Origin of the sequence: Bacillus sp. TH30 (genome assembly GCF_016650875.1) — a bacterium.
Taxonomy (GTDB): domain Bacteria; phylum Bacillota; class Bacilli; order Bacillales; family Bacillaceae_G; genus Bacillus_A; species Bacillus_A mycoides.
This window is the reverse complement of sequence record NZ_JAEKEY010000002.1, coordinates 3,390,743-3,409,915: the sequence shown is the minus strand read 5'-3', so window position 1 is coordinate 3,409,915 and position 19,173 is coordinate 3,390,743. Positions and strand designations below refer to the sequence as shown.

Genomic DNA, 19,173 nt, shown 5'->3' with positions numbered 1-19,173 from the left:
CGGCAATCTTTTATTACTTACGTAACTCCGCACCAAATTTCTCTTCTACCGCTGTTAATACACGGTTATGTGCTTCTGTTACTTCTTCGTCTGTTAATGTACGTTCTGCATCGAAGTAGTTCATAGAGAATGCAAGTGATTTCTTGCCTTCTTCCATTTTTTCACCTTCGTATAAGTCGAATAGTGCTACGTCTTTCAGAAGTTCTCCGCCAGCTTCAGCAATGACTTGCTTCATTTCACCAGCTTTTGTTTCTGTTGTTACTACAACAGCCATATCACGTGTCATAGATGGGAAACGTGGAATTGCTAAGTAGTAAGTTTCCTCAGCGTCTGCACCGAATACTTTTGCAAGAGATAATTCGAATACGAATGTATTTTTCACATCTAATTGTTTTTCTGTTTCCGGGTGCAATTGACCGATGAATCCGATTGCTTCACCATCTAATACGATGTCAGCTGTACGGCCTGGGTGCATACCTTCACGTTTTGCTGGTGCATAAGTGATTTGATTTGCCACGCCAAGTACGTCGAATAATCCTTCTAATACACCTTTAACAACGAAGAAGTCTACAACTTTCTTCTCACCTTGCCATGCATGGTGAAGAGCAAGACCTGTCATAACACCTGCAAGATGTTGTTCTTCTTTCGGAAGTTCTCCTGCTTCTGTTGGTAAGAAGATAGAACCTACTTCATATAATGCAACGCTGTCGTTTTTACGTGCAACATTGTATGAAACTGCTTCTAACAATTGTGGCACTAAGCTTAAACGAAGTTGGCTACGCTCTTCGCTCATTGGAAGCGCAAGATTTACAGGAGCTTTTTCGTTCGGCTCAACCATATATTGTTTCGCTTTGTCAGCGCTTGTTAATGAATATGTGATTGCTTCATATAAACCAGCACCTTCTAGGAAGCGGCGTACTTTACGACGTTTCGTTTGTGCTGATGTTAATTTACCACGTGTCATTGTTCCAGATGGTAATGTAACTGGAATGCGATCATAACCATACAGACGACCTACTTCTTCTACTAAGTCTTCTGAAATTGTAATGTCAGGACGACGTGCTGGTACATTTACATGGAATGTTCCTTCTACTTCTGTGAATGGGAATTTTAAGTTTGTGAACATTGTACCCATTTCACTCGCAGAAATATCTGTACCTAATACACGGTTTACTTTTTCAGCTGTAACAGATACTGTACGTTCTTGTACTTGTAAGTTATCAGCTTCTACTACACCTTCAAGTGCTTCTCCACCAGCGTATTTTGCCATTAAAGCAGCTGCATGTTGAATTGCTTCAAATGTACGTGTTGGGTCGATTCCTTTTTCAAAACGTGCACTTGATTCGCTACGAAGACCTAAGTCTTTTGATGTACGACGCACTGTTTGACCTGCAAAGTATGCAGACTCAATTAGAACGTTTACTGTCTCGCTATCAACTTCAGAATCCGCTCCGCCCATTACACCAGCAACAGCTAACGCTTTTGTGCCGTTTGTAATTACAAGATGGTGGCTTTGTAACGTACGTTCTTGAGCATCTAATGTTTGAATCTTTTCGCCTTCTTTTGCAAGACGAACAACGATTTCTTTTGAACCTAATTTATCGTAATCGAATGCATGTAACGGTTGACCGTATTCCATTAAAATGTAGTTTGTAATATCAACTACATTACTAATTGGACGAATGCCAGCTGCCATAAGACGAGTTTGCATCCACATTGGTGATGGACCAATCTTTACGTTCTTCACCATTTTTGCAATATATAATGGGTTTTCTTCTTTCGCTTCTACACTTACAGAAATGTAATCAGAAGTTTTTTCTGCTGTTTCTTGTAAGTCGATAGCTGGAAGTTTTACTTCACGGCCGTAAATAGCAGCTACTTCATATGCAACACCTAACATGTTTAAGCAATCTGCACGGTTTGGTGTTAAACCAAGCTCAAGTACTTCATCATTTAAATTTAAAATTTCAAGTGCATCTGCACCAACTTCAGCATCACTTGGGAAGATGAAGATACCGTCTGCATATTCTTTCGCAACGAATTTCCCATCAATACCAAGCTCTTGAAGAGCACAAACCATACCGTGAGAAGCTTCCCCGCGTAGTTTTGCTTTTTTAATTTTGAAGTTACCAGGAAGTACAGCGCCAACTTTTGCAACTGGTACTTTTAAACCTTTTGCAATGTTAGCAGCTCCACAAATAATTTGAACCGGTTCTTCTTCACCGATATCGATTAAGCATTTGCTTAATTTATCAGCTTCTGGGTGTTTTTCACATTCTAATACGTGACCAACTACAACACCTTTTACACCTTTATTTAATACTTCAACACCTTCTACTTCAATACCACTTTTCGTGATTTTGTCTGCTAGTTCTTGTGCTGTTACATCTTTAATATCTACATACTCTTGTAACCAACGATATGATACGAACATATTTATCCTCTCCTTCCCTTACGCTCGTTTGAACTGCTGTAAGAAACGTACATCATTTGTATAGAAATGACGAATGTCATCTACGCCGTATTTCAACATTGCGATACGCTCTGCGCCCATACCGAATGCGAAACCTTGATATTCTTTTGAATCATAACCAGCCATTTCAAGTACGTTCGGGTGAACCATACCTGCTCCTAAAATTTCGATCCAGCCAGTCCCTTTACAAGTGCCACAACCTTTACCGTGACACATCATACAAGAAATATCCATCTCTACAGACGGCTCTGTGAATGGGAAGAAACTTGGACGAAGACGGATTTCACGATCTTCACCGAACATCTTTTTCACGAATACTTGCAGTGTACCTTTTAAGTCACTCATGCGAATATTTTTATCAATTACAAGACCTTCAATTTGCATGAATTGGTGTGAATGCGTTGCATCATCGTCATCGCGGCGATACACTTTACCAGGACAAATAATTTTAATCGGTCCTTTTTCTTTATTCTTTTCCATCGTACGTGCTTGCACAGAAGATGTATGTGTACGTAGTAACGTTTCTTCTGTAATGTAGAATGTATCTTGCATATCACGCGCTGGGTGATCTTTCGGTAAGTTTAATGCTTCGAAGTTGTAGTAGTCTTTTTCTACTTCTGTTCCTTCAGCTACTTCATAACCCATACCGATGAATACATCTTCAATTTGTTCAACAACTGCTGTTAACGGATGGTGACAACCTGTTTCAACAGGACGACCTGGCAGTGTAACATCAATTGTTTCAGTAGCTAATTTCGCCTCAATTACTGCTTTTTCTAAGTTACCAATTTTGTCTTCTAGACGCGTTTGAATCGCTTCACGTACTTCATTTACTAATGCTCCCATACGTGGACGCTCTTCTGCTGATAATTTTCCCATGCCGCGTAATACTTCTGTAATTGGACCTTTTTTCCCTAAATACGCTACGCGTACGTCGTTTAAGCCCTTTAGCTCTTTCGCTTCTTCAATAAGCTCTAACGCTTTTTGCTTTAGCTCTTTTAAACGTGCTTCCATTTGGAACCCTCCTAATTTTAAAAATAAAAAAACCCCGCTCCCAAAAAGGGACGAGGTAAATTCGCGGTACCACCCTAAATTGACAGAACAAGTCTGCCCACTCATTAGTTATAACGATCAATTCTGACCGGAACGCCTTTACATATAAATGGTCCTGGCGCCAACTCCAGAGGTGAATTCACTTCCATCTACCATAAGAATGCTTTCAGTCTACGGCACTCTCTCCCTATATGGCGATTTTGTAAGCTACTCTTCTCTATCAACGTTTTTCATTAATATACTTTTATTATATGTTCAAAAAAGTTCGATACTCATTTCACCACTTTTTTATGAACATGCACTTCAACTTATTATAAGAAGTTTTTTATCGATTCGCAACTGGGCTTTGTAAATAATACGTTAAAATCCCTGCTGCAACCGCAACATTTAATGATTCTGCCCCGCCGTAAATCGGAATATACAAGTTTTGATCACTTTTCGCAAGAATTTCTTGGCGTACGCCGCTTCCTTCATTCCCTACAATTAATGCAAAACTTCCTGCCGGGGTTACTTCACCAAATGGAACTCCATTTTCAAGAGCTGTTCCATATACAGGGACGTTATTTTCTTTTAACTTGTCTACCCATTCTTCTAAGTTCCCTTTCACAACCGGTAAGTGGAAAATAGAACCTTGTGTAGATCGTAGTACTTTACTATTATAAACATCAACGCACCCTTCTCCAAGCACAACGGCATGAATACCCGCTGCATCCGCTGTACGAATAATCGTTCCCAAATTACCTGGGTCTTGAAGGCCGTCTAATAAAAGAAATTTCCCATCAGTAAGAGCTACTTCTTTCTCATGTTTCTCACAAACAGCAAATACACCTTGCGTTGTTTCTGTTTCGCGAAGTACTTTTACAATTGCTTCAGGCACAATATACATTTCAACATCATTAACTGTCCAATCTTTCGGAAGATCTGTCTGATCTGAAACGATAAGTTCTGTTACAACTCCTGCCTTTAACGCTTCCTCTACTAAATGGAATCCTTCTACAAAAAATAAAGCTTTGTTATCGCGCTCTTTTTTCGTCTGCAGCTTTTTCCACTGCTTCACACGCGGGTTTTGTACTGAATCAATGTTTTTCATAATATGTATTTCCCTCTCTTCTTGTCTTATCATTATAGCCTATTTTTCATACATATTTACATAAAAAAGAACAAAAACTAACGTCAGTTTCAATTCTGAAGAAGAGGTGAAGATAATGGGTTTTAATTTACGCGGCGCGGTATTAGCGAATGTATCTGGAAATTCACAAGACCAATTACAAGAAACGATTGTCGATGCAATTCAAAGCGGTGAAGAAAAAATGCTTCCAGGTCTTGGCGTTTTATTCGAAGTCATTTGGAAAAATGCTGATGAAAATGAAAAACACGAAATGTTAGGAACACTGGAGCAAGGATTAAAAAAATAAGCAATTTGAAAATCACCTTCGCATAAGCCAAGGTGATTTTTTTTACGAAAAATTTTTTTCTTCTCCTAAACATTTCTACTTTACTAACGCTACCCCGATGGAGTACAATGTTCAAAATACATTTAAACCGATCGATTTTTCTTCATATACATCATTGGATAAAAGGAGTGAATGTTTTATGCACCGTATTACGCTTGAACAAATTTTTAAACATCACATTACGCAAAAATATGTAAACCGTTCTGGAATGGTCCACGCGATTGCTGTCGCTTACCATGCGTTTCACTTAGCCAAAAAGCATCACGCCTCAGTCGATGCTGCGACAAAGGCTGGCTTCCTTCATGATATCGGACATCATACGTGGTACACAGGCGGCGAATGGGACTATGACTTGTATAAAAAGAATGATATACATGCCATTAAAGGGGCAGAAAGATCTCATAAATTGCTTATTAGATTAGGAGAACATCCTAAACTAGCAAAAGAAATTTCTATTGCTATTCTTCTTCATACAGATTCTTTCTTAGTACAGCAAGAAATTGAAAGAACATCTCTTCAAAACATTATTAAATGGGCAGACGAAGCAGATGAAGAACCGGGCGGAGCGCATCATTATAGAACGATTTCTTATGAAAAAGCATTGAAAGCAATTCAGCAATTAGACCGATTGGTAGAGCGTGAATTACAAATAGAGCAAAAGAAATTGAATGACAAGGCAGAACATAGTTATCAATGAGAAAGAGGCATCACTATAGGGTGATACCTCTTTTATTATTTTGCGAAAAATACACCTTTGTATGTAATATTTAAATGTTACACTCAAAAGCAAAATACTTTATAATTAAATATACAAATATAGAGAGGTGATTTTACAAATGCAACCCGCTACACAACTTTCTAATGAACAGAAATACTCTATGTCATGGGGACAATTTATTAGCTCCGTTTTATTCGCTTTTTTCGGAACCGGACTTATTACTGTGTTCCTCGCAATGCCCTTAACAATTTATACAGCCGGTCTTACAGATAAAAAACAAATTGCCCTGTATGAATCTATTGCAAATACTGCAAGTATCATATTACAACTAGCCGTGTTGTTATTCTTCATTTTTAAATTCGAACCCGCAAAAAAATTACTACTAAAATCTTTTAACTTTAAAGTACTTAAAGAATGGCGTACATACGTATACTTACTTCTTTTCTTCGCTATAAACATTATACTCAATTACATCTTGTTAAATTATGTGTTCCAAGACGCAACGAAGCAGCAATCTTCCGCACTAAACTTAGACGTTTTTAAGCAGTATCAAATATTATTACTTCTCGGCTTCGCTATACTCACACCAATTTTTGAAGAACTTATTTTCCGTGGCTTTATACTTCGCTTCTTCTCAGAGCGCTTTCCATTTTGGATTGCAGCCATCATAACAAGCTTCTTCTTCGGTATCGCTCATACATACTCACTTGGAGTAATGGTAATTACTTTCTTCATGGGATTATTAATGGCTATTTTATGTAAAAAAACAAAATCCATTATTCCAGCTATGTTATTTCATATTATGAATAATATGTTAGCATTCTTGAGTTAGAAAGAGGTGTCATCGCGATACCTCTTTTATTAATTTGTATCATCACTTCTCATTTCTATCAATTTATACATATTTATTAATAATATCCAAAATAAACCTCATGTAGTAAAATATAACTCATCACCATAGAAGGAGATTATTTATGTCGAGCTTACTTTGGATTTTTTATATGCCACTTCTTGTTTTATGCGGATTTTTCGGTGGTATTTTTTTAATTATTACTAGCATTAAACATCTTAAATTGTTTGTGGGTTTAATGGGGCTACTTAGCCTATCTTTTGTCACACTACCTTTTGTTTTTTGGGGCATGGGGGTGAATAGCGATACGATCCTCCCTATTTCAACTACTTTATATTGGATACTGTTTTCTTTAACTGGATTATTGGCAGGATTAAATGGATTACAGGCAAAGATTAAAAGTATACGTAATATGGGATTCATTATTTTTATCGCTGGCATATTAGGGGTTATTTTCTGGGTACTTATGTCTGTAGGGGATTCATTCTATATATAATATTTTATCGGAGGTAATACAGAAGTGTTTGGAATATTAACTTGGATGGTTTTGGCTCTTACTTTGATGTTATGCCAATTCATCGTTGGCATTTTTTTAATTATTGCTGGCATTAAATATCGTAAATCACTTACTATTATAGCTGGTTTGATTAGCATATCGCTTATCTTTGTTCCTATCATTTGTATAGGTTTTGGAATAGATTTAGAGGGGATGGTTCCAATTTCAGGAACTTTATATTGGTGTTTCTTCTCTTTAGCTGGACTATTAGCTATTATAAGCGGAGGGCAAATATCGAGTATTCGTTCTATGGGGACAATTTTGTTTATAACAGGGCTGTGCTCCGTAACTGGTTATCATTTTTTATATCTCACTCTTTAAAAAGACAAAAAAGCAGGGGAATTAATTCCCTGCTTTTCTATTTGGTTTATTGCCTGATGGTAAGAAGAACGATAACACCCAAGCAATACCGGCTAATATTGTTGCAATTAAGAAGGCATCGTTAATACCGTTAATTGCAGATAGCTTTGAAATTTGTCCGAATAATAGTTGTGTACTCATCGCATCTCCTGCTTGAGCTGATCCGGCTAATGCCGCTAAGCTTTGGCCCATACCGTGTACTTTATCAACTAAAATCGGGTTTGACGTTGTTAACATATTGCCGTAATCCGCTACGTGAGCAGTAGTTTGTTGCGTCATAAGCGTGATTAATATCGCTGTTCCAATTGAACCAGCTACTTGTCTTGACGTATTTTGCGTTGCTGTACCGTGAGAAATTAATTTCATCGGCAGTGCATTCATACCAGCTGTCATAATTGGCATCATAATGAATGACATACCAATTGAGCGTATAATATAATCCGTCATAATAACGCTATACGGTGTATCCATCGATAACGTTGTAAATTTATATGTCGCAAATGTTGTAATGGCTAATCCGACAATTGCTAACGGACGAATACCATACTTATCAAATAGTTTACCTGCAACTGGTCCCATGATCCCCATAATTAATGATCCTGGAAGTAATAATAAACCAGATTCCATCGGTGTAAAACCGCGAATGTTTTGCAAGTATACTGGAAGTAATAACATACCTCCGAATAAGGCCATCGTTACAATCGCGTTAATTACTAATGTGAAAGTGAACGTCGGATATTTAAACACTTGTAAATCAAGCATTTTATTGTCTGTTGTTAACTCTCTCCAAATAAATACAGCTAAACCAATGACACCGATGATAAGTGTTATAACAACTTCTGCACTAGTCCAGCCATTATTTCCAGCTTCACTAAATCCGTACAGTAAGCTACCTAGTCCAATACTTGAACTAATAACACCGAATACATCTAACTTTGTTTTAGACACTGGCTGAGCTAGTGTAAAGAATTTAAAAGATAAGAACGTAATAATTAAACCGATAACAAACATCCCATAGAACATTAAGTTCCAGCTATAGTTTTCAATTACCCAACCTGTTACAGTTGGTCCGATAGCTGGTGCTAAAATCATCGCTACCCCAAGTAACCCCATAGCTGCTCCGCGTTTATTAGGCGGGAATAATGTCATGAAGATATTCATACCAACTGGCATTAAAATACCCGCACCAACCGCTTGAATAACGCGGCCCGTCATCATCATTGTAAAGTTTCCTGATGTAGCACAAATGATAGATCCTACAGTGAAGAATAACATTGCTGCTATGAATAATTTACGATACGTAAATCGTGAAACTAAAAATGCACTGATTGGTACTAAAATTCCGTTTACAAGCATGAAGCCTGTAATTAACCATTGTGCTGTTGAAGTTGATACGTTAAATTCGTTCATTAATGGAGGCAATGCAACATTAATGATCGTTTGGTTTAAAATAGAAACGAACATACCGAGAATTAGTACAGCTACAACTGCCTTTACATTCACATTCTCTACCGGCAATTGTCTCTTCAGCATTTCTTTTTCCTGTTTTACTTGCTCTTGCTTCCCTGTTTCTAATTCCACTACGTTAGAAGCTTCTGTTTCTTGTTTTTGTTCAAGTTCTTTCTCTACTGTTTCTGCTTGAATTACTTCTATCTTACTTACGGCTGGGACTTGTTCTTCTCCCACATTCGTTTTTTTCTTTCGTAAAAGACGATTTATAAGGAAGAAGACGATTATACAAAATAGTGCATATCCTACAATTGCAATTGAGGACATCTCATCTCCCCCTTACTTATGAATACGAACTGACACATTCATTCCAGGAACAATATTTACTGATTTACTATGATCTAAAGAAATTTTAACTGGTACAACTTGCTTTACTTTCGTATAGTTCGCTGTTGAGTTACTTGATGGTAACATCGAGAATGTATTCGCCGTTGTTAATCCAACTTGTTCTACTTTTCCTGTTAACGTTGTATCTGGGTATGCATCTACATACACATCTACTGTTTGGCCTTTTTGAACATCATCAATATTTGTTTCTTCAATATTTGCTGTTACCCATAAATTGTTCATATCAAATGCATAAGCAATTGGGCTACCTGCCCCAACGAACGCATTAGTTGTTGCATTTGATTGTACAACTGTTGCATTTTGTGGAATTGTTACATCTACTGTTTGCTCACCATTTGCTCCTGCTACAGTAACCGCACCTAATTTATCGTTCTCATTGTAGTTTTTTCCTACTTCAGCTTTCCAGTCTGTTAATTTACCTGCTGCTGGTGATGCAATTGGGATTACTTTCCCGTCAATCTTTGCATTTTCTGTTTTTAAATAGTTTTCTGTTTGATTGTAATAGTAATAACCGCCAATACCGCCGCCAACTAATACAATTAATGTGATAATGTTGATAATTACCATTCTTCGAAACTGATTCATTGCATTCCTCTCCTTATATCGCATATAATTTTTTTCTAAACTATTTATATCCTTAGTGTTTATATTGTTTAATTGTTAATTATATTAACCTTTAAACAAAAAAAGCACACCTTTTACGACGCAAACTATGTTTTGTCTGCATCCTAGCGGTGCTGATTTCTAAAGGACTATCGTTTATAATTATAAATAATTATCCCGAATCTACAACCAACAATTTAAACCTATATGTTGTTTAAACAACATTACACTATACATGTGTTGTTTAAGGTTAAAAAATTAAACGAGGTGAAGTAAAAATGTCTATTAAAAATACAAATGATCCACGTGTAAAACGAACGAGACAACTCATACAGGATGCTTTTGTCGCTTTAGTAGGCGAAAAGGGCTTCGAAAATGTAACTGTGCAACATATCGCGGAACGCGCTCCTGTAAATCGTGCTACATTTTATAGCCATTACCATGATAAATATGATTTATTAGAAAAAAGCATAGAAGAAATGTTAGAAAAACTAGCTGCAGTAATTAAACCACAAAATCGAAATAAAGAAGATTTTCAGCTCACTTTTGATTCACCGCATCCAACTTTTTTAGCTTTGTTTGAGCATATCGCAGACAATACTAATTTCTATAACGTTATGCTCGGCGATAAGGCAGCTGGAAACTATTCTTATAAAATGATGAAAACAATTCAAACACATTTAACATTAAGCCTATCTATTTCCCAGCCAGATGATGAAGACCTTATGGTCCCTCGTGATATTCTTATTAGTTATGTTACAGGCGCTCATATCGGAATGATTATGTCATGGTTAAAAAGAGGCATGATTTATACCCCACATTTCATGGCAATGCAATTAACTCGCTTAATTATTTTAGGAGCTCATACTGCAGCAGGATTAGAAAGACCGTTTTAAAAATGGAAAAAGCGAAGGAGGTTATCCTTCGCTTTTTTCTATTAATTAAATGTAATGTTATGTACAGCCTCTTTATCAAGACGTTTAATAACTTCTACAATTAACTTCACTGCGTTTTCATAATCATCACGATGTAACATCGCTGCATGAGAATGAATGTAGCGTGTCGCAATCGTAATTGCCATAGATGGGATACCATTTACAGAAATGTGAATTGCTCCTGCATCCGTTCCCCCGCCCGCTACAGAATCATACTGATATGGAATTTGTAATTCATCAGCAACATCAACAACGAAATCACGTAAACCTGTATGACCAATAACGGAAGCATCATATAAAATAATCTGCGGTCCATCACCCATTTTACTTTGTGCTTCTTTTGCTGTTACACCTGGTGTATCCCCAGCAATACCAACATCTACAGCGAATGCGATATCGGGCTTAATATAGTTTGCAGATGTTTTCGCACCACGAAGACCAACTTCTTCTTGTACAGTACCAACGCCGTATACAACATTTGGATGCTTTTCATCTTTTAATTGTTTTAATACGTCAATTGCAATTGCACAACCAATTCGGTTATCCCATGCTTTTGCAAGTAACATCTTTTCATTCTTCATCACTTGGAATTCGAAGTACGGTACAACTTGATCTCCTGGTCGTATGCCCCACTCCATCGCTTCTTCTTGGCTAGAAGCACCAATATCGATGAACATGTCTTTAATTTCAACTGGCTTTTTACGAGCTTCTGGAGGTAAAATGTGCGGTGGTTTTGAACCAATTACACCTGTTACATCTCCTTTACGCGTTACAATCGTTACGCGCTGTGCAAGCATAACTTGCGACCACCAGCCACCCACCGTTTGGAAACGAAGGAAGCCTTTGTCATCAATTTGCGTAATCATAAAGCCGACTTCATCTAAATGACCTGCAACCATAATTTTCGGGCCGTTTTCTTCCCCAACTTTTTTCGCAACTAAACTTCCTAAATTGTCAGTAGAAAGTTCATCTGCAAACGGCTCAATATATTTCTTCATTACTTCACGTGGTTCGCGCTCGTTACCCGCAATACCGCGTGCGTCTGTTAATTCTTTTAGCATTGTCAATGTCTCGTCTAATTTTATCATTGCCAACACCCTCCTTTTTCTTCAGTCACTTTATTATACAAAAGGAAATTGAAATATTCAAAAATTAAATTAGTATCCTTGTGTTTGACGCTGATGATTTACTTCATTTTTATCTAAATATGCTTTTTCAATTTCATCTTGTTCAAATTCAAGCGCTTGTCCAAGGCGAAGATAGCTTGTAAATAGTTCAATATAGTTCGTAATAGAAGGTTGATCTGTAAAACGAATTACTTTCGCATATGTGTCTAAGAAAATTTCCACTTGTGTTTTATTCGTTTGCGCACATTTATAGAATAAGAAGTTTTTATCAATTCCTAAATCGATTCCGATTGATAAAATAAAATGTAAACCATCTACGTATTCTTCTAATATTACTTCACGTTCTGAAGCTGGTTTATTGCTCCAATATTTAAAACAACGTGTTTCATTTGCAAGTTCTCCAATTTCTACAAGAAGAGCTAACATTTTTTCTTTTAACAATTTTTTCGGTTGTAAGTCATGTTCTTTCACAATACGGTCATCTAATTCTTTTTGTAATTTAAATAGTTGTAGTAAGTCCATTCTATTGTCCTCCTCCAACATCGCATTTTCCGCAACAATGTTGTTTCATCTCAAAGTTCATTATTATTTTTCGTTTCTTATTAACAAGTCAGCTACCTACATCTTTATAAAGATAGCTTGTCCTTAATTTGCAAATACGTTTCAATCATCACTCATATATTGTTCACTTGATGAAAGTTCCATATCATCTTTCCATTATAGCAGTGTCGTTTCTGCTAGGAAAGATGCACTTCTCACGAATGAGTTCAAATAAAGTGAAACTTTAATAAGTGGGGGGTTTTGTTCATCCCCACTTATTATTAGTTGAACCAATCGGGCTTTTACGGGCAGTTGATCTCCCACCTAACTTCTTTGCTCCAGCTGAATTTTGAGGTGGGAGTTTTACTGCCCGTTAATGCGGGATAAAAAAAGTCAGGAGGATTCTCCTGACTTTATATATATATTCTTTTATATCGCTATAGCTTTTATATTGATTTTGTCATATCGATAACGACACATCCGTTAATCTTTCCTACTTTCATGTAAAAGCCTCCTCGTTATCGTTACAAAACTTCTTACAAGCACATCTTAATATACTTGAGCAAGAAATAACGATAATAAGTGGAGGATTTTACAATAAATGTAAATAAAAAAACCTTAGAAGAAAATCTTCTAAGGTTTTAAACAATTAGTTAATGTTGTTTTTTGCAACTGTTGCTAATTCAGCGAAAGCTTTTTCGTCATGAACAGCTAAGTCAGCAAGCATCTTGCGGTTAACTTCGATGCCAGCATTTTTTAAACCGTGCATTAAGCGGCTGTAAGAAAGACCATTCATACGAGCTGCTGCGTTGATACGTGTAATCCATAATTTACGGAAGTCACGTTTCTTTTGACGACGGTCACGGAATGCATACATTAGAGATTTCATAACCTGTTGGTTAGCAACCTTAAATAATGTACTCTTAGAACCGTAGTAACCTTTTGCTAATTTTATAACTTTTTTACGACGTTGACGAGTAACTGTACCACCTTTTACTCTTGGCATAATATTACCTCCTAGTTTGTTCTATATATCAGCCGAACTTATTTTAAGTTGTCAAGCATTTGACGAATGCGTTTGAAGTCACCAGCGCTAACTACACCAGCTTTACGTAGTTTACGTTTAGCTTTTGTAGATTTGTTAGCGAATAAATGGCTTGTGTAAGCGTGAGAACGCTTCAGTTTACCAGATCCAGTCTTTTTGAAACGCTTTGCAGCGCCGCGATGAGTTTTTTGTTTAGGCATAGGTATTTCCTCCTCTATCTATTACTTATCGTTTTTCGGTGCTAAAACTAAGAACATACTACGTCCTTCCATTTTAGGCTTAGATTCAATTGTACTAACTTCAGCACAAGCTTCTGAGAAGCGATCTAAAACACGTTGACCGATTTCTTTATGAGTAATGGCACGTCCTTTAAAGCGAATTGACGCTTTAACCTTGTCGCCTTTCTCTAAAAACTTGACAGCATTACGAAGTTTTGTGTTAAAGTCATGTTCATCAATTGTTGGACTTAAACGAACTTCTTTCATGCTAATTACTTTTTGATTTTTGCGCTGTTCTTTTTCTTTCTTCTGTTGCTCAAAGCGGAATTTACCGTAGTCCATAATGCGGCATACTGGTGGTTTCGCATTTGGAGCAACCAATACTAAATCAAGATTAAGACCTGCAGCTAAGTCTAAAGCGTCATTACGAGACTTGATTCCAAGTTGATCGCCGTTTGCGCCAACTAAGCGTACTTCACGTGCACGAATTTGCTCGTTAATCATCATATCCTTGCTAATAGTAAGCCACCTCCAAGGTTTTCTTAGAATACGTTTTGCAATTGTAGAACCCGAACAAAAAAAGTGCGGGCACACGGCACCCACACTTGTAATATCTTTAGTAAGAAATACATTTACCTGCTAACTGCGAATGCGTCCATCAGGTGAGAAGCGGGTGCTTCTACTTGTCAAAACCATATTCTATTATCCTTGATGAGTTTATCATAGGACATGACGTCTGTCAAGAAGACGCGATGTGTTTTACTAACAACAAGAAATATTGTAACAAACAACCAGCATACTTGCAATACTTTTTTATGATAAGTATTGTTTGGTTATTTTTTCTAGATTTTCTTTTTTATAATACATAAAAAAGCCGCGGTATACCGCGGCTCTTTCTTATCGTTTTCCTTCTACCTTAATCATGTCAACAAACGCATCTAATGCCATTGTTTCTGATTTTTGTTCACCATATTTACGTACGTTAACGCCATTTTCAGTAACTTCATTGTCACCTACTACAAGCATGTACGGAATCTTTTGCATTTGTGCTTCACGGATTTTGTAACCAATTTTCTCTTCACGAGTGTCTAATTCAACACGGATACCAGCACGTCGTAATTCATCTTGTACTTTCTTCGCATAGTCTAAATGTACTTGCGGAGAAACTGGAATTACTTGCGCCTGAACTGGAGCTAACCAAGTTGGGAATGCGCCTTTGTATTCTTCAATTAAGAAGGCTACGAAACGTTCCATAGTTGATACAACACCACGGTGAATTACAACTGGACGGTGTTGTTTACCGTCTTCACCAACGTAAGTTAATTCAAAGCGTTCTGGAAGTAAGAAGTCTAATTGTACAGTTGAAAGTGTTTCGTCTTTTCCAAGAGCAGTACGAACTTGAACGTCAAGTTTCGGACCATAGAATGCCGCTTCACCTTCAGCTTCATAGTAATCAAGACCCATTTCATCCATAGCTTCTTTTAACATACCTTGTGCTTTTTCCCACATCTCATCATCAGCATAATACTTTTTAGTATCTGCTGGGTCACGATAAGATAGACGGAATGAATAGTTTTCTAAACCGAAATCTTTGTACACTTCTAACGTTAAGTTTACAACACGTTTTAATTCTTCTTTAATTTGATCTGGACGAACGAAAATGTGCGCATCATTTAAAGTCATTCCGCGTACACGTTGTAATCCAGATAATGCTCCAGACATTTCATAGCGGTGCATTGTTCCAAGTTCCGCAATACGGATTGGTAATTCACGGTAGCTGTGAATATCATTTTTATAAACCATCATATGGTGAGGGCAGTTCATTGGACGAAGAACTAACTCTTCATTATCCATTTCCATTGATGGGAACATGCCATCACGGTAATGGTTCCAGTGACCAGAAGTTTCATAAAGCTCTCTACTTCCTAATACTGGAGTGTATACGTGATCATAGCCTAAGCTTGCTTCTTTATCAACGATGTAACGCTCGATAATACGGCGAATTGTTGCACCTTTTGGTAACCAAAGTGGTAAACCTTGTCCTACTTTTTGGCTATTAGTAAATAGTTTTAACTCTTTACCTAATTTACGGTGATCGCGCTCTTTCGCTTCTTCAAGCATACGTAAGTGCTCATCTAATTCTGCTTTCTTAACGAATCCAGTACCGTAAATACGTTGTAACATTTTATTATTGCTATCGCCGCGCCAGTAAGCCCCAGCAACACTTAATAATTTAAACACTTTAATCTTCCCTGTAGATGGAAGGTGAACACCACGGCAAAGGTCGAAGAATTCGCCTTGCTCATAGATTGAAATAACTGCATCTTCTGGAAGATCGTTAATTAAATCTAATTTTAACTCATCGCCGATTTCTTCAAAGCGACGAAGTGCTTCTGCACGTGGCACTTCATGACGAACGATTTCTAAGTTTTCGTTCACGATTTTTTGCATTTCTTTTTCGATTTTTTTGAAGTCTTCAACTGTAATTGCTTCTTCCATATCAATATCGTAGTAGAAGCCATTTTCGATTACTGGACCAATGCCAAGCTCAAGCTTAACATCTTTATATAAACGTTTTAACGCTTGTGCTAAAAGGTGAGCTGTTGAGTGGCGTAAAATATATAAGCCATCTTCAGAATCTAATGTAATAATAGAAACTGCACCATCTTCTTCAATTGGTGTAACAAGATCGATCATCTCATCGTTTAATTTTCCAGCCACAGCTTTTTTCTTTAAGCCTGGGCTAATAGAAGCTGCGATTTCTTCAGTTGTTACTCCTTTTGGAAACTCCTTCACAGCTCCATCAGGGAAAGTAATTTTAACTACATCTGCCATCACTGGTCACTCCTCTTTTTTTTCAAAATAAAAAACACTCATCCCATAAAAAGGGACGAGTGTTGAATTCGTGGTTCCACCCTTGTTCCAATTAACCTTATTGTTAATTGCTCAAGTTCAACATAACGGTGTTGTCCGTTAGCAATTACTAGAAAAACGTTCACTGCTAAAGTTTAGAGGTGGTAAGTAATTATCCCGTACTAGGAAGCTCACACCCTAAGGCTTCCCTCTCTGAAAATCGTAGAAAACTACCCATGTCCTCATCATAACATTTCAATATATTTCATTTATGTAGGTAATTATATGCTCAAAAACTTAGAAAATCAAGGGCGTTACCTTTATTTTTTAAATTTTTCACATTGCGCTCAAATTCATGTAATCCATGTAGTTGCACTCGTTCCTGAAATACATTTCGCAAAGTAATAATCATATTATGATCTTGTTCTTTCGTATATAAATAAATCTTTTTCGGCGAAATAGAAAGAAGTGGTGCAATTACTTTCGTATCGATATATACATCCTGTTTCTTTAATAATTCTTCATCTATATATTGAACCAATTTCTCCTGTTTTAAACGCCTACCTTTATCATCATAGAAAATAAAACTTTCATCAAAAATAAGATGTACACAGGACAAACGTGATTTCCGGCTACTTACTTGTTGGCGAAGTGTCTCAATGAATATTTGGTATTCCTGCTCCATCTTATACTCATCAATTGCAACTTCAGCAAGCTTAGTTACCATTTCCCTATATGTACGAAGACGAAAACGAACGTATGATGAAAACGAGAATGAGAGCGGATCACAAAGCCAATCACTCAAAGACGACGCAATATAAGATTCAAATTTTTGACGTGTTAAATCACTAGCTACTCCTTTTCTTCTTTCCTTTAAAATCTCATGTGCCATATGCAATATTTGATGACACTCTTCTTGTTCTTCATAAAAAAACTTTTCCTTTAAAATGGTATGAATCCATTCATTTTGTTTCACATTCATAATGAAATATAGTAATACTGGCAATAAAATCTTTTCAATATAATTTGATTCACATAATGGTATATGAATAACAACCTTTTGTTCGTTTAAATATACACTTGTTTCCTTATATAAAGATTCTGTTCTTTTCGTTAGTTGTCTGTATACGTACACAGCATCATTTTTTTCTTCGAAGCAAATTTCAATCACTTTTGTCCCCCCTTTTATCCCCGCTCTAAAGGATTGCATCTATACGTTACAAATCCTATAAGAGTCCGATCTATGGAAGTTCACTCTTAGTAGAAACCTATCTCCCATTGTTAGAACATCCACTCGATATGGCTTGCTAATTTTATATATATTAAGGGAGGGAGAAAAAAATGATACAAGCTACTCTGAAAAAATGATTAAAATAAAGTGAAACTTTAATCATTGGAGGTTTTGTCCATCGTCCACTGATTATTAGCCCGCACCAATCGGGCTTTTACGGGCAGCAGGGCTCCCACCTAACTTCTTTGCTTTACAGCCGAATTTTGAGGTGGGAGTCTTACTGCCCGCCAATAGCGGGATAAAAAAGAGCAAGCTTCTCAGCTCGCTCTTTACTTATTACGACGATTCTTCCCGCCAATTGGGATTGGCTTCGCTAAATATTTAATTCGTTCCATAATACGGGCCGCTTTCATCTCTTCTGCTTCACCGCGCTGTGTATACGTTAAATGATGTTCCAACTGTTTAAAATCAAAGTTAGATGTAAAGAACGTCGGTAAGTTTTCCAACATACGGAATTGCAAGATTGCACCGAGTACATCATCACGTACAAAACTTGACATCGCTTCTGCCCCGATATCATCTAACATTAATACTTGTACACGTTTGACAGCATCAATCTTTCCGCTAATCGAATTATCTTGAATCGAACTTTTGATTTCACGTAAAAATTCAGGGAAGTATACGAGCATCGAACTAATTTTCTTTCGCGCAAGCTCATTTGCAATTGCCCCTAAAAGATACGTTTTCCCTACACCAAATTTACCGTACAAATATAAACCTTGTGCTTTTTTACCTGGTTCGTATGTGTTTAAAAATTCATTCGTTGCACCTATTGCATCAATACGTGCATCTAAATCTGAAGGGTCTAAATTTTCCATAGTTGCCTGCAAAATGTCAACTGGCATATATACACTTTGAACGAGTTTTTCATATTTTTTTCTCTCATCATATGCTACTTTTCTAATACAACGATCGTATTGAATATCAATCATCTTACCTTGAATGACGAGCTTCGGCTCATATCCTTGTAGCATATTTTTACATGAGCCTAAATCTGGACAATCCGCACACCCTACACTTTGTCCAATATATTCATATAACTTCACAAGACTTCGTTCAATCATAGAAGTCGTTACTTCACCTTTATGTTCGTCTATAAATTCTTTCACACGAGGGTGCGCCATCACTTCTGCCTTTAAGACCTCATATCTATTTTTAAAGTTTTTATTTTCCATTAATTTCGTAAATGAATTTTGAATATGCTCCATTTTCTCACCTCAAAGAGCGTTCATTTTCTTTT

19 protein-coding genes and 3 other annotated features are annotated in these 19,173 nt (G+C 36.8%); of the genes, 6 read left to right on the top strand and 13 right to left on the bottom strand.

Annotated elements, in window-relative coordinates; genetic code table 11:
* Nucleotides 1–13: 13 nt before the first annotated feature.
* The 3 genes from pheT to JFU20_RS19725 form a co-directional block, all read right to left on the bottom strand.
* Nucleotides 14–2,434, bottom strand: a complete 2,421-nt coding sequence (gene pheT, locus JFU20_RS19735; RefSeq protein WP_002015456.1) for a phenylalanine--tRNA ligase subunit beta — start codon at nt 2,432–2,434, stop codon at nt 14–16.
* An 18-nt stretch (nt 2,435–2,452) separates the two neighbouring features.
* Complete coding sequence (gene pheS, locus JFU20_RS19730; protein WP_002015457.1) at nt 2,453–3,487, bottom strand: phenylalanine--tRNA ligase subunit alpha; 1,035 nt, start codon at nt 3,485–3,487, stop codon at nt 2,453–2,455.
* Nucleotides 3,488–3,530: 43 nt separating this feature from the next.
* Nucleotides 3,531–3,759, bottom strand: a binding site (T-box leader).
* 92 nt (nt 3,760–3,851) lie between these two features.
* Nucleotides 3,852–4,649 (bottom strand): TrmH family RNA methyltransferase, encoded by a 798-nt coding sequence (locus JFU20_RS19725; protein WP_002015458.1) that lies wholly within the window; start codon nt 4,647–4,649, stop codon nt 3,852–3,854.
* A gap of 82 nt (nt 4,650–4,731) precedes the next feature.
* Between JFU20_RS19725 and sspI the strand changes: the two genes are divergently transcribed.
* From sspI to JFU20_RS19700, 5 genes are all read left to right on the top strand, one after another.
* Nucleotides 4,732–4,941, top strand: coding sequence for a small acid-soluble spore protein SspI (sspI, locus tag JFU20_RS19720; protein ID WP_201038848.1), 210 nt, complete (start codon nt 4,732–4,734; stop codon nt 4,939–4,941).
* A gap of 178 nt (nt 4,942–5,119) precedes the next feature.
* Nucleotides 5,120–5,677 carry an HD domain-containing protein gene (locus tag JFU20_RS19715; protein WP_002129339.1) on the top strand — a complete coding sequence of 186 codons (558 nt, stop codon included), beginning with the start codon at nt 5,120–5,122 and terminating at the stop codon, nt 5,675–5,677.
* 139 nt (nt 5,678–5,816) lie between these two features.
* Entirely contained in the window at nt 5,817–6,530 is a 714-nt protein-coding gene (locus JFU20_RS19710; protein ID WP_002129340.1) for a CPBP family intramembrane glutamic endopeptidase, read from the top strand.
* A 142-nt stretch (nt 6,531–6,672) separates the two neighbouring features.
* Nucleotides 6,673–7,044 carry a hypothetical protein gene (locus JFU20_RS19705; RefSeq protein WP_002165001.1) on the top strand — a complete coding sequence of 124 codons (372 nt, stop codon included), beginning with the start codon at nt 6,673–6,675 and terminating at the stop codon, nt 7,042–7,044.
* 24 nt (nt 7,045–7,068) lie between these two features.
* Nucleotides 7,069–7,425, top strand: a complete 357-nt coding sequence (locus JFU20_RS19700) for a hypothetical protein (RefSeq protein WP_002015463.1) — start codon at nt 7,069–7,071, stop codon at nt 7,423–7,425.
* Nucleotides 7,426–7,446: 21 nt separating this feature from the next.
* On the opposite strand, the gene JFU20_RS19695 is transcribed toward JFU20_RS19700, so the two are convergent.
* Nucleotides 7,447–9,240, bottom strand: a complete 1,794-nt coding sequence (locus JFU20_RS19695; RefSeq protein WP_002015465.1) for a DHA2 family efflux MFS transporter permease subunit — start codon at nt 9,238–9,240, stop codon at nt 7,447–7,449.
* Nucleotides 9,241–9,252: 12 nt separating this feature from the next.
* Nucleotides 9,253–9,906, bottom strand: coding sequence for an HlyD family secretion protein (locus JFU20_RS19690; protein ID WP_002129345.1), 654 nt, complete (start codon nt 9,904–9,906; stop codon nt 9,253–9,255).
* Between the two features lie 296 nt (nt 9,907–10,202).
* Here JFU20_RS19690 and JFU20_RS19685 point away from each other — a divergent pair, with 296 nt between their 5' ends.
* Entirely contained in the window at nt 10,203–10,820 is a 618-nt protein-coding gene (locus JFU20_RS19685; RefSeq protein ID WP_002015467.1) for a TetR/AcrR family transcriptional regulator, read from the top strand.
* A gap of 41 nt (nt 10,821–10,861) precedes the next feature.
* Here the strand turns inward: JFU20_RS19685 and JFU20_RS19680 are convergent, their stop codons facing one another.
* From JFU20_RS19680 to dnaI, 8 genes are all read right to left on the bottom strand, one after another.
* The gene (locus JFU20_RS19680) at nt 10,862–11,947 is read right to left on the bottom strand and encodes a M42 family metallopeptidase (protein WP_002088917.1); all 1,086 of its coding nucleotides are present in this window, start codon (nt 11,945–11,947) and stop codon (nt 10,862–10,864) included.
* A gap of 69 nt (nt 11,948–12,016) precedes the next feature.
* Nucleotides 12,017–12,508 (bottom strand): dUTP diphosphatase, encoded by a 492-nt coding sequence (locus tag JFU20_RS19675; RefSeq protein ID WP_002015469.1) that lies wholly within the window; start codon nt 12,506–12,508, stop codon nt 12,017–12,019.
* A gap of 667 nt (nt 12,509–13,175) precedes the next feature.
* Nucleotides 13,176–13,532, bottom strand: coding sequence for a 50S ribosomal protein L20 (rplT, locus tag JFU20_RS19670; protein ID WP_001138364.1), 357 nt, complete (start codon nt 13,530–13,532; stop codon nt 13,176–13,178).
* 38 nt (nt 13,533–13,570) lie between these two features.
* A complete protein-coding gene (gene rpmI, locus JFU20_RS19665) occupies nt 13,571–13,771 on the bottom strand; it encodes a 50S ribosomal protein L35 (protein ID WP_001125945.1) in 201 nt (66 codons plus the stop codon).
* A 21-nt stretch (nt 13,772–13,792) separates the two neighbouring features.
* Nucleotides 13,793–14,296 (bottom strand): translation initiation factor IF-3, encoded by a 504-nt coding sequence (infC, locus tag JFU20_RS19660; RefSeq protein WP_002015470.1) that lies wholly within the window; start codon nt 14,294–14,296, stop codon nt 13,793–13,795.
* Between the two features lie 63 nt (nt 14,297–14,359).
* Nucleotides 14,360–14,480 (bottom strand) — a sequence feature (ribosomal protein L20 leader region).
* Nucleotides 14,481–14,686: 206 nt separating this feature from the next.
* A complete protein-coding gene (gene thrS / locus JFU20_RS19655; protein ID WP_002165000.1) occupies nt 14,687–16,624 on the bottom strand; it encodes a threonine--tRNA ligase in 1,938 nt (645 codons plus the stop codon).
* 48 nt (nt 16,625–16,672) lie between these two features.
* Nucleotides 16,673–16,900, bottom strand: a binding site (T-box leader).
* A gap of 31 nt (nt 16,901–16,931) precedes the next feature.
* Nucleotides 16,932–17,813: a putative sporulation protein YtxC gene (gene ytxC / locus JFU20_RS19650; RefSeq protein ID WP_002164999.1), complete on the bottom strand. Its 882-nt coding sequence runs from the start codon at nt 17,811–17,813 to the stop codon at nt 16,932–16,934.
* A gap of 389 nt (nt 17,814–18,202) precedes the next feature.
* Nucleotides 18,203–19,141 (bottom strand): primosomal protein DnaI, encoded by a 939-nt coding sequence (gene dnaI / locus JFU20_RS19645; RefSeq protein ID WP_002015473.1) that lies wholly within the window; start codon nt 19,139–19,141, stop codon nt 18,203–18,205.
* Nucleotides 19,142–19,173 lie beyond the last annotated feature (32 nt).